17 protein-coding genes and 1 pseudogene are annotated in these 13623 nt (G+C 38.7%); 5 read left to right on the forward strand and 13 right to left on the reverse strand.

Going from position 1 to position 13623, the window contains the following annotated elements:
- Positions 1-311: 311 nt before the first annotated feature.
- Positions 312-788, reverse strand: a complete 477-nt coding sequence (locus tag M3234_RS15295; protein WP_262305561.1) for a CarD family transcriptional regulator — start codon at positions 786-788, stop codon at positions 312-314.
- Positions 789-982: 194 nt separating this feature from the next.
- Here M3234_RS15295 and M3234_RS29690 point away from each other — a divergent pair, with 194 nt between their 5' ends.
- Complete coding sequence (locus tag M3234_RS29690; protein ID WP_396953954.1) at positions 983-1129, forward strand: FIMAH domain-containing protein; 147 nt, start codon at positions 983-985, stop codon at positions 1127-1129.
- Between the two features lie 23 nt (positions 1130-1152).
- On the opposite strand, the gene M3234_RS15300 is transcribed toward M3234_RS29690, so the two are convergent.
- The 9 genes from M3234_RS15300 to M3234_RS15340 all read right to left on the reverse strand — a co-directional run bounded on the left by M3234_RS15300 (position 1153) and on the right by M3234_RS15340 (position 9038).
- On the reverse strand, positions 1153-1524 hold the full coding sequence (locus tag M3234_RS15300) for a protein kinase family protein (protein WP_262305562.1): 372 nt from the start codon (positions 1522-1524) through the stop codon (positions 1153-1155).
- Between the two features lie 289 nt (positions 1525-1813).
- Positions 1814-2548 carry an NAD(P)H-dependent oxidoreductase gene (locus tag M3234_RS15305; RefSeq protein ID WP_262305563.1) on the reverse strand — a complete coding sequence of 245 codons (735 nt, stop codon included), beginning with the start codon at positions 2546-2548 and terminating at the stop codon, positions 1814-1816.
- 59 nt (positions 2549-2607) lie between these two features.
- On the reverse strand, positions 2608-3882 hold the full coding sequence (locus M3234_RS15310) for a TRAP transporter large permease (RefSeq protein WP_262305564.1): 1275 nt from the start codon (positions 3880-3882) through the stop codon (positions 2608-2610).
- Positions 3879-4361 carry a TRAP transporter small permease gene (locus M3234_RS15315; RefSeq protein ID WP_262305565.1) on the reverse strand — a complete coding sequence of 161 codons (483 nt, stop codon included), beginning with the start codon at positions 4359-4361 and terminating at the stop codon, positions 3879-3881. Before M3234_RS15315 ends, M3234_RS15310 begins: the two co-directional genes overlap by 4 nt.
- A 54-nt stretch (positions 4362-4415) precedes the next feature.
- Positions 4416-5474 (reverse strand): TRAP transporter substrate-binding protein, encoded by a 1059-nt coding sequence (locus M3234_RS15320; protein WP_262305566.1) that lies wholly within the window; start codon positions 5472-5474, stop codon positions 4416-4418.
- Between the two features lie 63 nt (positions 5475-5537).
- Complete coding sequence (locus M3234_RS15325; RefSeq protein WP_262305567.1) at positions 5538-6212, reverse strand: GntR family transcriptional regulator; 675 nt, start codon at positions 6210-6212, stop codon at positions 5538-5540.
- Between the two features lie 175 nt (positions 6213-6387).
- Positions 6388-7278 carry a DUF6282 family protein gene (locus M3234_RS15330; protein WP_262305568.1) on the reverse strand — a complete coding sequence of 297 codons (891 nt, stop codon included), beginning with the start codon at positions 7276-7278 and terminating at the stop codon, positions 6388-6390.
- An 18-nt stretch (positions 7279-7296) separates the two neighbouring features.
- The gene (locus M3234_RS15335; RefSeq protein ID WP_262305569.1) at positions 7297-8211 is read right to left on the reverse strand and encodes a cupin domain-containing protein; all 915 of its coding nucleotides are present in this window, start codon (positions 8209-8211) and stop codon (positions 7297-7299) included.
- A gap of 47 nt (positions 8212-8258) precedes the next feature.
- Positions 8259-9038 carry an HpcH/HpaI aldolase family protein gene (locus M3234_RS15340; protein WP_262305570.1) on the reverse strand — a complete coding sequence of 260 codons (780 nt, stop codon included), beginning with the start codon at positions 9036-9038 and terminating at the stop codon, positions 8259-8261.
- Positions 9039-9360: 322 nt separating this feature from the next.
- On the opposite strand from M3234_RS15340, the pseudogene M3234_RS15345 reads away from it, so the two are divergent.
- Positions 9361-9462, forward strand: a pseudogene (locus M3234_RS15345) (cysteine hydrolase); the annotation flags it as partial.
- A gap of 54 nt (positions 9463-9516) precedes the next feature.
- Here the strand turns inward: M3234_RS15345 and M3234_RS15350 are convergent.
- Both M3234_RS15350 and M3234_RS15355 read right to left on the reverse strand, forming a co-directional pair.
- A complete protein-coding gene (locus tag M3234_RS15350; RefSeq protein WP_262305571.1) occupies positions 9517-10272 on the reverse strand; it encodes a hypothetical protein in 756 nt (251 codons plus the stop codon).
- Positions 10269-10760 (reverse strand): RNA polymerase sigma factor, encoded by a 492-nt coding sequence (locus tag M3234_RS15355; protein ID WP_262305572.1) that lies wholly within the window; start codon positions 10758-10760, stop codon positions 10269-10271. The genes M3234_RS15350 and M3234_RS15355 overlap by 4 nt, the downstream gene beginning before the upstream one ends.
- A gap of 174 nt (positions 10761-10934) precedes the next feature.
- On the opposite strand from M3234_RS15355, the gene M3234_RS15360 reads away from it, so the two are divergent.
- The 3 genes from M3234_RS15360 to M3234_RS15370 all read left to right on the forward strand — a co-directional run bounded on the left by M3234_RS15360 (position 10935) and on the right by M3234_RS15370 (position 11677).
- Entirely contained in the window at positions 10935-11159 is a 225-nt protein-coding gene (locus M3234_RS15360; RefSeq protein ID WP_262305573.1) for a spore germination protein, read from the forward strand.
- A 65-nt stretch (positions 11160-11224) separates the two neighbouring features.
- Complete coding sequence (locus M3234_RS15365) at positions 11225-11470, forward strand: spore germination protein (protein ID WP_262305574.1); 246 nt, start codon at positions 11225-11227, stop codon at positions 11468-11470.
- Positions 11471-11509: 39 nt separating this feature from the next.
- Positions 11510-11677 carry a spore germination protein gene (locus M3234_RS15370; RefSeq protein ID WP_262305575.1) on the forward strand — a complete coding sequence of 56 codons (168 nt, stop codon included), beginning with the start codon at positions 11510-11512 and terminating at the stop codon, positions 11675-11677.
- Between the two features lie 218 nt (positions 11678-11895).
- Here the strand turns inward: M3234_RS15370 and M3234_RS15375 are convergent, their stop codons facing one another.
- The gene (locus M3234_RS15375; RefSeq protein ID WP_262305576.1) at positions 11896-13623 is read right to left on the reverse strand and encodes a glycine betaine ABC transporter substrate-binding protein; all 1728 of its coding nucleotides are present in this window, start codon (positions 13621-13623) and stop codon (positions 11896-11898) included.

Consider the following 13623-nt stretch of genomic DNA (forward strand, 5'->3'; position numbering starts at 1 on the left):
ATGACTCTGCTCAAATAATGTCTACCTAAAACAATGAAAGCCCTACCTCTCTTTCATCCTTACGGCTCCTCGTCCGTGCCAGTGTGAATCAGGATTGCAAAAAATCGAGTTATTTGATGAAACTTCAAACGTTCCTTAAAAATTTAAATAATTAAAATGGATTAAATGGTAGAAATGGCAAAAGAGGTTAATGTGATAAAAGTGAGTTGAAGAAGTTGAATGTCTTTGAAATGATTAACTTTTAAAAATAATCATATGCCCAGAAAATGCAGGATCTATCCGGGAGTTGTCATACATTATCTATAATTACCTTAACAGAAACTTTTTATTTGATTTTCAGTGATCCCTTCAATTAATCTCAGTTCACTAATTAAAAATTCATGTGCGTGATCCAACATTTTTTTTTCGCTTGTATTAAGTGCTTTCTCTTTCTTCATACGCATTAAATCACGTACAACTTCAGCACCTTCTTGTATTTTACCTGTTTTTATTTTGTCCGTGTTCATTTTATACCTCTGTTTCCAAGGTAGTAATTGACCTGATTCTCCATGCTGAAAAATGTGTATGATGTGTTTTAATGCCATTATGTCAGTAACTGGGCGTATGCTAGAACTCAATATTTTAACCGTAGGAATCATGACTTGCATATTACTGATAAACATTTTTATGACATAATACTGTTGTTTTTCCCCTGAGATTTCCTTTTCTTCTATGGCATTAATTATACCTGCTCCGTGCATTGGATAAACTATGTTATCCCCAATTTGATACAAATAATCCACCTCCATATTTGGTAACCTTCATAAGCATAACACACATATTATTTTTTATCAAATTTATAATAATATCATAAACTTATTTTTATTGTCAACTATTTTTCTTAAAAAACGAGAAAACCAGCTCTTTCTTTTTTGCAGCGACAAGTTCACAGCTTACGATTCACTATCATAAGAAAAGTGGAGACTACAAGGGTGATATCGAGGTGTTTTCCTTTAACCAAGCAATCAAGAGTGCCAAAGATTTCCTAAAACACATGGACAATCAAGGATTGCAAAAACAAATTTCCACGAACGCAAAACGACCTCTTAGTGGTGAAGCAAATACTTTAATTGAAGCATTACCAGATTAAAGCATTTAACATTAGAGACTTTGTTAAACAAAGTCCCTGCACCACCTGAATGCAGACATTTTTCGGGCGATTCTATTTGTAACTTCAACCCCTGTATGTATCTCCCAAAACCACGGATATTCGCTATTCGGATGCCCTTGAGCGATAGGTACTGGGGTTTCAAGCGGAATCAATGGTGCGAGCTTGGGCAGCCAAATAAACTCGCGACTATCTGGTGTCGTTGGCCCCTCCCGCCGCGCGAGTCGAACGGAATATTCGTCGCCTAGCCGGAAGATGGCGTTCACTGTACCAGCAGGCTCAATCCGTCTTAGCGGCAGCTCTGCCCAGTGGGGAAACTGGGTGGCAATCAGACGGCTCACGAGTGCCTCATCAATTTCCATTTCGTCGACGTGCATCTTCTCACCCATTAGTCGTCGCCTCTTCGATCGCTTTCACGAGTGTAATTCGATGCCGGCGTCATGTCATAAAATGATGTTCCCATGTTAACACCTCAATCGTAATCTTCATTGATTATCCCCCCACTCTTGATCCTCACTTATGGCCTGGGTAATTTCCTTAATTACCTAAACTTCTATTATGTGTGTTTTAAATCCTTCTTCGGGATCAGGATTTACTTCCAGAATGAATCGAAGGCAGCACATTATGCTGCCTTAATTAATTGCCATTATACCAAGGGTTTTCAATTTAACGGTCCAGTTCCCAACCCCGTTCGTCAACTGGCTTTATTGCTTTTCGAGTATTGGGCATTTTCTTTAATCTTTCCTGCCACTCGCGATTTTCAGCCATCTCCCTCAACTTTTTTTCCCATGAATTAAGGTATTCTACTCTTGTCTCGTTATCCACTCTTGGAGCAGCATAAGCCACAAATGGATCCTCTACATCAAGCCCCATATATTCAAGCATACAGTGATGAATCGGATAAAGAACCTTCTTCATATCACCATACACATCAGAATCTGAGAATCGTTTCTTTGTTCCACCGGTAGTTAGGCACATAATCCCTTTTCGTCCCAGAAAACGGCCACTGGTAAAACGTTCACCATCAGCATAAGCAACACCATAAGCTAAGACGCGATCAAACCATCCTTTTAGAATCGCTGGAATTCCGCCCCACCACAGTGGAAAAACAAAAATCAGCAAGTCTGCATCTAGCATTCTTTTTTGCTCGCGTTTCAAATCCTCTGCAAACCCATCGTACATACTAGCGTGAAGTTGCTCATTTTGATAATGGAACCTGTTCGGCTCCGCTACCGTTGTAAAATCATGGCGGCCTGCAACTGGGTTAAAATTTTCAGCATAAAGATCAGAAACAGTTACATGATGACCAAGATCAGCAAATGTCTGTACGGCACAATCTTTAAGCGCACCACTAAATGATGTTGGTTCGGGATGAGCATATACGATTAATACATTCACCATGTTCCCTCCGCATTTTCCAATCCCTGCACACTAATTTTAAACAAGGAACCATTTGTTTTTTAGTAACCTAGCATGTGTGGAATCCATAAAGATATTCCTGGCATATAAGAGATAATAAACAACGCAACAATTAAACCTATAAGGAGAGGAAAAGAGGCTTTAACTAATTCCCCAAGCTTTACCTTCGTCATATTGGATACAATATATAACACTACACCTACTGGCGGCGTCACTAACCCAATCGTTAAGTTCAAACAGATAATGACCCCAAAATGGACTGGATCAATTCCTAACGCTAGAATAACGGGCAAAAATACAGGGACTAAGATTAATAGAGCTGCTGTTACCTCCATAAACATCCCAATGATTAATAGCAAAATGTTAATAATAAATAGAATAATATATGGGTTATCACTTAAAGTAAGTAAATAATTTGCCATTTGCTGCGGAATTTGTTCAAGGGCCAAAGACCATCCTAGAATATTAGCCGTTGCAATGATAAAGGTAACGGTAGAGGTAATCAGCCCTGTTCGTAGAAATATCTTTGGAAAATCAGAAAGTTTAAGTGTTTTATAATAGAACATTCCTACTAAAATAGCGACAAAGCACGCTACCGCTCCAGCTTCAGTCGGAGTAAATGCTCCAGAGTAAATTCCTCCTAAAATCACAATTGGAATAGATAATGCAGGTAGGGCTCTTAAAAAAGATAGAAAGATCTGTTTTACCGGAGGAAATTTTCTAACCTTGAAATTTCGTTTACGTGCATAAAAATAAACAATGATAAAATGAATAGCGGCAATAAAAAATGCGGGTAGTATTCCTGCCATAAACAAAGCGCCGATCGATGTACTGGCAACTACCCCATAGATGATAAACGTCATACTTGGAGGATGAATGGGACCTAGAACAGAGGAAGTGGTCGTCAAGGCAGCTGCAAATTTTCTGTCAAACCCATCCTTCTCCATTTCAGGAACAATGGTAGAGCTTCGGATTGCCGCTTCAGCATTTGCAGATCCAACAATTGCTCCAAGAAACAAGCCAATTAATACATTCACATAGGCAAGGCCGCCACGTAAATGGCCTACTAGGTTTCGAGATAAGTCCAATAATCTTGCTGTTATTCCGCCTGCATTCATTAACTCTCCTGCCAGTACAAAGAATGGAATAGCAAGTAGTGTAAAGTTGTTAACGCTTGAAAGCATCCTTTGGGACGTGACGCCAATTAATGTAGTACCATCTATGCTTAATAAATGTAGGAATGCAGTTATTCCGATTACAAAAGCAATGGGGATCCCAGAAAAAAGCAGAACAACAAATAGGATCAGTATCATCATAGAGTTTGCTCCTCATTAAACGATTTAGGAGAAAATAAAAATGCCAATGCATGAATGAACATAAAGGTCATTCCTAGTGGAATAGATAAATATGGCCACATCATCGAAACACGGAAGCCAGATGCAACCTGCCTCATAACTGTATCTGAGAAGGTTGAAGCATAACCCAGGTATGCTAGAAAAACAATGAAAACAATAGTCACCATTTGTGTTAAAACGTATATAGGTTTGCGTACTTTCCCAGGGAGTCTTTCAACAGCATCTATAGCGACTAGTTCTCCCTTTTTGTAACCTACACTCGCCCCAATAAAAGTTACCCATACCAATATAAATCTTGCTAATTCCTCACTCCAAGAAAATGAATGATGGAAAATATTTCGGGCTCCAACCTCCATAAGCGTAATAACAGTCATGAATCCAACTAAGAAAGCTAGAAACCATTTGGAATATTTATAGACTATAAGACTGAGCTGTTGCATTCTTTCGCCTCCCAACAAAACGGGGGAAATAGAGACTATATCCCCCGATTCTCATTATTTTAACTTTTCAACTTCTCCTACAAATTCTTTAATTAGCGGGTGCTTCTTTGTATAGGTTTCGTAAACAGGTTGTGCCATTTCAATAAATTCGTCGACATTTTCAAGTTCTGTTACTTTGACCCCGGCGTTTTTGACTTCTTTTAGGTTTTTCTCATCCTGACTCTTAATTTGCTCGAATAAGTATGCAGTCGCTTCTGCCGCAGCCTCGTTAATCAATTTCTGATCTTTTTCTGGAATCGACTTTAATACTTTATTGTTAATGAGGATGGCTGCTGGGAATGGAAATTGACCTGCAAGTGTAAAATGTTTAATTACTTCTAAGTGTTTCTCAGCATACATGGTTGATAAATTTGTTTCTTCACCATCGATGACCCCTGTTTGTAACGCACTGTAAACCTCACCATAGGCCATTGGTGTCGGGGAAGCCTTTAATGTTGAAAAAATATCTGAAATTAATGGTGACTGGACAACACGAAGCTTTAATCCTTCTAAATCCGCCGGTTTCTTAATTTCCCGAACATTATTTCCAAGATGACGCATGCCCCCTTCTAGGTAAGCCAGACCAGTAATTCCTAATTCATTTAGGCTATCAAGCATTTTTTGTGCAGTTTCAGTTTTAAGCGCTTGTTCTTCAATATCATAAGTATTTAATAAAAATGGCAATTGAAGTGCATCAAATACAGGTGTTACAGCACTCATAACAGGCGTTGAAACCATTGCCATATCTAAAGTGCCATTCATGACGTTTTCTAAATTTTCCCTTTCTTCACCAAGCTGTCTATTCGGGAAAATAGTAATCTGAATTCTTCCATTTGTTTTTTCATCTACTAACTCAGCAAATTTGACAACGCCCAAATGAAACGGATGCGCCTCTGCAGCTGCATGAGAAAGTTTTAATTTATGTGTAGCTTCTTCTTTCGCTCCTGTATTAGGCTTTGAATCCGGTTTATCAGCTCCTGATGTTTGGGTTGCAGGTTTTCCGGAACCTAGACCACAGGCAGTTAAAAACGTCACCATAAGGAATACCATGAAAACAGATGTTAGCTTTTTCAATATCTTTCATCCCTTCAAAATTAAATTTTTTTATTTTAAAAATAATTTTCTCTTCTGACATCCCTATATGATGTGTTGCCCATTGTTAATCCCGTTGAACCAGGATACTGATTCTAAGGCAGCAAAGAGCCGCTTCGTACTAAATTCTTTTTGATGCCGGATAATTTGTGATGCCCGTTCCGCATCATGATTCTTTATCGCTTCAATGATTTCCTTGTGTTCCTTATTTGAATCCTTTAAACGATCGGGAACAAGAGTAAAAATAGACTTTGAATACAAACTTCTAGCCGTAAGATTTTCTATGGTCTCTATTAATATTGGCGAATGACTGCCTCTGTATAGGGTATTATGAAATTTGGAGTTATAATTACCAAACATTTCTCGGTCGTTGTTATCAATACAATCATCCATTTTTTTAACACATTCTTCCAAAAATTCAATTTCCTCATCTGTGATGTTTTCTGTGCTAAGTCGAGTAGCATAGACCTCTAGTTCGAATCGGACATTGCAAATATCCATAAAGCTTTTTGCATCAAAAGGCGCAATCCTTGCACCCCTATTTTTCTCGAATTCTATTAATCCCTCTGACTCAAGTCTTTTTAACCCTTCCCGGACAGGGATATCGCTCAAACCTAATGTTCTTGCGATATCCCTTATATTTACCTTTTCTCCCGGTTTATAATGAAAAAGGATAATTTGATTTCTTAAATATTCATAGGCCTCATCTGATTTACTCATTTCTTTCACCTTTACATATAGTTTTTGTGGATACATGTTGAAGGCAATGCCATTTTTTAAGTTGCTTACATATATAAATCCTTTTTGCTATATATAAACTCTGTATATATATTTAAATAAATAAGGATTATATATAATTTATTTGTGCAAATATTTACTAAGAAATTAAGGTTACCTATCCCTCAACGAAAAACGTAGTATTATGTGTAGTCATTGTTCTAATTTCTTCTTCAGAAAAACCATTTTCAGCAAGATTTTTCACAAATTCAACTAGGCCTTCATCAGGATTAGGATTTGAGATTTGTCCAAGATCTGATGACAGTATGGTCTTTTCGGGACCAACGTATCGGATATGCTCATACAATTCTTCCCATGTAACCCCATATCGTGGATCAATACAGCCGAAGCATTGCTCCATATATGCTCCTAACTCAGTCAACTCTTTTTGTTCCTCTTTTGTGAATGCAATCGATGAAAACGTTGGGTGAGTAACGAGTAATTTTCTAACCCCACGGTCTTTTGCAGCGGTTGCAAGAGCATAGATTTCTTTTTTGGAAAGGTGACCTGTCGCTAAAATTAAATCTCTTTCGTAAACCAGGTCAAGAATTTCAAAAATGGGCTTTTTCAATTTTCCATCTTCAAGAATGGTGATGGATGTTTGAGGAAGCCCTTGTGCTTTACGCTCTACCTGAACCTGAGCCCAAGGCGGAAGCACTTCATAACTGCCCCTATTCGTTACATAATCGATTTCATTTTCAGAATCAAAAGTAGGCATCCAGACAATTTTTGCACCATCACGTGCTGCCATTTCCACAGCCGTCGGATTTATTCCCCCCACCGAATTATTCAAGGTGATCGCACCAACAGGATTTAGCTTGGGATATAATTTTTTAACTATACGAGCTCTTTCGGCGGTGCAGAAGTAATGGGACTTAATCCCAAACCCTTTCATACCGATACTTTGAAGACGCTCTGCATAATCTAAATCATCTAATTTCCTTTCGGGAATATCAGGCCCTGTATGGACATGTAAGTCATATGCACCTTCAAGCAATTTTTGGTACATCAAACCTTCTCCTTTCTATTATTTAGCTTCGTTTTCCGGCATTGGGTATTCATCTGCGTTTAAAACCCAGCCTTTTTGAAGCGAGAAATCCTCGCGTGGCGGACAGAAGATATCAACCAATTGATTGATTCCTTTCCCTATCGCTTGTGTAGTATGAATGGCTCTTGCAGGAATGACAGCAACCGAAGGACTTGCACAATACTCATGGTCATCCTCACGCCATTTCGTCATATCTGTTATCCAAGGCCAGCGGAGATGGTGGACGAATTCTCCTTCTAGTGCCAAAGAACATTGTTCAAAATCATCATGAGAATGTGGCGACATTTTTGAAGGGTCACGCGGTCCAACATTCGGATCTAATACGTTGACCATAAATGTTGAACATCTAAAGATTCTCCCAAATCTTCCTTCTTCCTTGGGAATATCCAGGCTGTATACTCTGACCTTGTATCCATTTACCGGTTCAGGCCATGGCTTGAGTAATGCTGTGTTTGGATGTGGTTCACGATATGATTCCTTGTTAATTGGCCATTCCTCTAAATCTTCATTTGCGGAACTAAAAAGTCGAACAACCTTTCCACCTTTAACGATCTTTATTTCACTATCTCCAGGAGGTAAAATCGCAATGCTAAATCCATCCACAACGGTTTCTTTATCACCCCATTTTACAATCGCCTTACTCTCTTTATCTGGGAGAAGCATGACGTATTCATCAGTTTGACTTTCTCGGATCAATACTCCGCCATCCTTAGCCTCCGAGTAGGATATATAAAAATTTTGACCACGGAACCACCAAGTTTTTAGTAATTCACTTGATTCAACTGGCGGAGTTTCATAGAATTTCCCATACTCTGCTCCTGCAAAGTCCGTGGGAGCCGCCTTTTTTTCCTCTAGACCCTTCAAAGTAGCTCTTGGATCGCTTTTATCAAACATCGTTTTTTAACCTCCGTTTTCCTAAAATATTTTTTGTTTCTAGTCATCTATTTTCCGATGGATAGTCCATCAAAATTTTCCCTAAATGCCTTAACTAGTGAGTTTGCACCCGCTGCCACTAGGGAAATATCACCACTTACAGCCAGAAAACGGTAACCTCTTTCTATATAGTATTTTGCCTGCTCAAGGTTTCCTGCAAATGCTCCCATGATCGTTCCGGTTTTATTCGCTGCCTTTTCAATTTCAGCAAGGTGCCTTTGAACATTTGGATCATGAATATTTCCAGGTACTCCAAAATCAACGGCTAGGTCAGTTGGGCCGATAAATGCTACATCCAACCCATCAAACATGTTTTCAATACAATCATCAATCGCTTTTGTTTCAAATTGTCCTACTGTTAACACTCTGGCATTTTCACTATCCAAATAATCCTTAATGGTAACGCTTCCATAATTAGCGAAAATATTGGCAACCCCTACTGATCTTGTTCCTAATGGAGGAAAATGCATCATGCTATACAATTCTTTCGTTTCGCTTGCTTTTCGTAATCTTGGCATTTGGATGCCAACAGCACCGGCCTCAAGCAAACGATTGACCAGCCCTTGAACAGGTTCAGGCAACCGAACAACAACTGGGATACCGGCATTTACACCTGCTCTAATGACACTTCGTGCTTCCTCTTCACTTATTTGCGCATGTTCCATATCACAAATAATAAAATCAAATCCTGCAAGTGCTAAAACATCAACGATCTCCGGACGCGGGATTTTTAGAAATGTTCCAATACAAGGTTTTAGCTCCAGTCTTTGCTTTAAATCCATCTTCATCGCAAAGCATACCCCCTCTTTTGTTATGTATCTGATTGGATCTTGTTGAGATTATATATAATCTATGTTGATTATATATATAAAATTATAAAAATTCAATATATTTTATTTATTAAGATATTTCTAATTATTTTAGGGGATAAATTTCTCTAAAACCTCAATTATACAAACTTTTTATAATTTAGGGTTTCTAGTCTAAATAAGGTTATTTTATTAAATAACAAAGGCACAGTTTTTTGGTCGAGCCAAGATTTCGCCTCACGGTACAGAACTGGATTGTTTTCCGGCGTGTAGTAAGCCAGCACTGCAACAGTGATAGATATATGATGCAGAAACGATACACACTATATCTCTAGCTACATTGCATGATGAATTTGCCACGATACTTACAACAGAGCAGCTAATTAATGATTTTATAAAATAAGCTTATTCAATTAGAGCGCAATTCTTGAGTAGAATTTGCGCTCTTTCCATTTTTTTATTTAAGCTTAAGAGACATAGAATTTGATTCTTGAGTTACCACAATATCTTGTTGTTCAGCGTTACCATCTGTATATTTTACATTTACGTGGATTATGATGTCCTCCTCTACTACATCGTTGCCATCATGTGGAATGGCAAGTGTATATTTATATTGATCCTGTTTATTATACGTTACTGTATAAGTATTCCCGATTTCCTTGATACCTTGATATAGATCTGAACCAGGCTCACCATAAATGACATGTATCTTTTCTGATAATAGCCAGTTTTTGTCTTCTTTATCTGCTGCTGTAAGTGTAACATCTTCTATAAACAAGCCTTTATTTATGGTATAAGTGATGGAGTCGATATCGTTTCCAGTTACATTTAGCATAACATCTGTAAAAATGAAATTAGCTCCCACACCACCTATACTATTTACAAGACCTATTCTTTCTTTCGTTGATAATTCAAAAGTAGCTTTCTCTGATGAAAGATTTGTATGAAGCTGATTCCCCTCATCACTCACCGCATAAGCTGTGATTGCAAAATTTGCAACTTGCACTTCTCCATTCTTATTAAGGTATGGAATGCCTATGATCATTGACAATAATATTCCAAATGCACATGCTACGGAAATCCACCTGTTAAAATTTAATGGTGCCGCTTTATCTTTTTCTACACTATTGCAATTCTCTATAATGCGCTTTTTCATCGTTTTTGACATTTCAATAGAATGAAGAGCATCTTTCATCTTATTAAAATCCATCATTCTTTCTCCTTTCGATATCTTTCGCGAATCAGCTCTCTTCCGCGTTGTAATCGTTTTTTTACAGCTGACGGGGTAATGCTAAGTATAGTGGCTACTTCTTCTACCCTATAACCCTCAACATAATAAAGTAATAATACAATCTTATGCTTATCTGGTAATTTCATAAGAAGATCAATCAAACCATAGTTTTCTTCATTCTTACTAAATAGTTGCAAATCACTGATATTCATATGCTTGTGCATAAAATGGAATCTCCTCTTATTTTTACAGTGATTAGTGGCAACAGTGATCAACCATGCTTTCTCATGTTCTGAGTCGCGAAAAGTTGGGGATTTCGTTAGATATTTAATAAAAGTGTCTTGTACAGCATCTTCAGCATCATACTGATTACATAGAATAACAAAGCAAATTCTAAATAGCATATTCCCATATATATCAACCATTCGCTCTAAATCTGTTTCAGTCGGTCGAACTGATTGTTGTAACACCCCATCCACTCCTTTCACCTATAACACACATGAGAATACCATTTGGTGAATTTTTATATAAAATAATCATTCCGATCAAATATGGTAAGGAGAAAACAAAGAAAAAAGCACAAGATCAGGAATGAATGCATAGCCTATTAAAACAGTTACTTAATGGAAAAGGATGCTGTTAAAATGCCTGCGATTATTTGTGGACCAATTATAATAAATAATATCACTGGAAATGGTGACGTCCAATTTGGTGATAGCTTATTCAACTCACCAAAGGTTGCATCTAAGACTCCTGCTGGTGCCGGAGGATTTAACACCGGGGCATTCATTTTATCAAATACCCTTGCAAGTTCTACGAATTATATTGACCCAAACGTAATTGACATGCCAGTGGCCGGAAATAATTAATGTGATGAAACCAGTTTTCTCATTCAAGAGTACGCATCTCTTACATTCTAGGGATATAAAAAATAATGAAAAGGATGGCTGCCAAAATGCCTGCAATGATTAATGGATCTGTAACAATAGATAATATCGGTACTTATGCTGATGTCCAATTTGGTGACATTACCTTTATAACACCAAAAACGGCATCTAAAGCCCAGGGGGGTTCTGGAGGATTTAACACTGGGGGAGGAGTCATCATCACTACCGGCGGAAGTGTTACAAATTATATTGACCCCAGCCTAATCAATATGCCTAGATACCATAATAACTAAATGGATAAAACCAGTTTTTTTCTTAAGGAGGGAAGGAACTTGGCTGTTCATAAAGATGGCATTCATATCGGCACCATTTCAAGCGGAGTTGTCAACTTCGGGATGTCCGTATTTAATTCACCAAAAACGATATCAAAAACAATTGCTGGGGCTGGAGAAAGCAACGTGGGGATAAAAGTTATCACTAAATCAGGAAGCAAAACTTGAATTCATACTGCAGTTTGAATTGGAAGGTTTTTTAAGTATTCCAGACAAAATAGATAAGCTAAACAAGATCTGTTTGAATGAGATATTTTGTTTAGCTTATTTTTTATGATAAAAGGAGTGCCTGTCACCACTCGATTCCTATCGAAGAGAATTCAACAAATTACGGGTAGTGACAGGCACGTATTAAAAAATTATAATCCAGTTTGTTATCCCGGTTTCTACTTCAAATCTTCGATTGAATCAATATCCATATACTTTGGTACAACCAGTCCATTCTTCGTTCCATGAAGATTGCTTCCAAGATCAACGAAATCATTTTTATATTGGTTATGATATTCCCTGTGGGTGCTCGGGAGCCATGAACCCACCATGGCGTCAGCACTGCCGTTTGCTACACCGGCATACATCGGGCCGACCTCCACCTGACTCATCTTCACCTTGAAGCCATGCTGTTCCAGTACCTTAGCAATGACATTGGTACTGGCGATTTCTGTATCCCAAGCCACATAGACAAGACTAATCGCTTCCCCATTGCCTGCTTTGGCACCATTTGTCCATTGCCCCACTTTATCCTTGTTGGCACTGATCCATTTTTCTGCTGCCTTCTCTGGTTCCATCCCGTCTTTAATATCGACCATCACTTTTTCAAGATTGGCAGGCTTCCAAGAAAATTGATCAAGGATGGTATACGCACCCGGTGCATCCTGCTCAAGACCTTTTCTTACAATAGTATGAATATCCTCTGCTTCACCAAAGGTTTTCTTTGGATCTTTGAGAAATTTTAAATCGTACGTGGAAAACATCCAATGCGGCGCCCAGCCGGTGACAATGATCGGTTTCTTCTGATTATAAGCCTTCTTTAATTCCGCTGTCATCGCAGCCGATGACCCCTCCTGTAGCTGCCAATGATCAAGCTGATAATCGTTGATTGCCCTATCCGCTTGTGCCATAATTCCTGCCCCAGGTTCAATCCCGATGATTTTGTAATCCATTTGGGCCCCAATACCGTTCCCGCCCTTTTCCGTGGCATTTTGTTTTGTCACTCCTGTCACGATTGCTGTCAGGATAACCAAAACAGCTAAAATGGAAATGGCGATTTTTTTCTTCATCACATGTTCATAGGCCGGTTTCCGTAAGTTTTGGCTGATCCGGTCGAGAATAACGGCGATAAACACGATGGATAAGCCTGCTTCAAAACCTTTTCCTACATCGATTTGGCTGACAGCCCGGTAAACATCTGCCCCCAACCCTGGTGCCCCTACAAGGGAAGCCGTCACGACCATTGATAAAGCAAGCATAATACTTTGGTTGACCCCGGCCATGATGGTTGGAGTCGCAATCGGCAATTGAACTTTAAATAATTTTTGGCTGGCGCTGGAACCAAAGGCATCGGCGGCTTCAATTAAATCCCTTGGAACTTCCTTAATACCAAGATTCGTCATTCGAATGGTTGGCGCAATCGCAAAAATAAACGAAGCAATAATTCCTGGCACCACTCCAATGCCAAAAAACAAGATCGAAGGAATTAAATAGACAAATGCCGGCATGGTTTGCATAAAGTCCAAAATCGGCGTTACGATTCGATGGACTGTTTGTCTCTGAGCACACCAGATGCCCACAGGAATTCCAATGATGATGGTGAGTAATCCTGACAGCAATACAATCGCTATGGTTTGAATGCTGGAATCCCAATACCCGAGATTATCAATCAAGAGCAAGCTCAAGAGCGTAAATATTCCTAACGGCCATCTGCTGGTATAGGTGACCAACAGGGTTAAGACGATAATTAAGATGATCGGGGGACCTGCGCTTAATACAGCCACAATGATATTTAACAAGGACTCGATCACGGTGGTTAACAAGGTAAAGAATCCGGCAAATGCAACGGTAATCCATTGGACTAGGACGTCTACCCAATCTCCTAAAGGGATTTTCGGCACATTCAT

Origin of the sequence: Neobacillus niacini, assembly GCF_023715785.1 — a bacterium.
Classification (GTDB): Bacteria; Bacillota; Bacilli; order Bacillales; family Cytobacillaceae; genus Neobacillus; species Neobacillus niacini_E.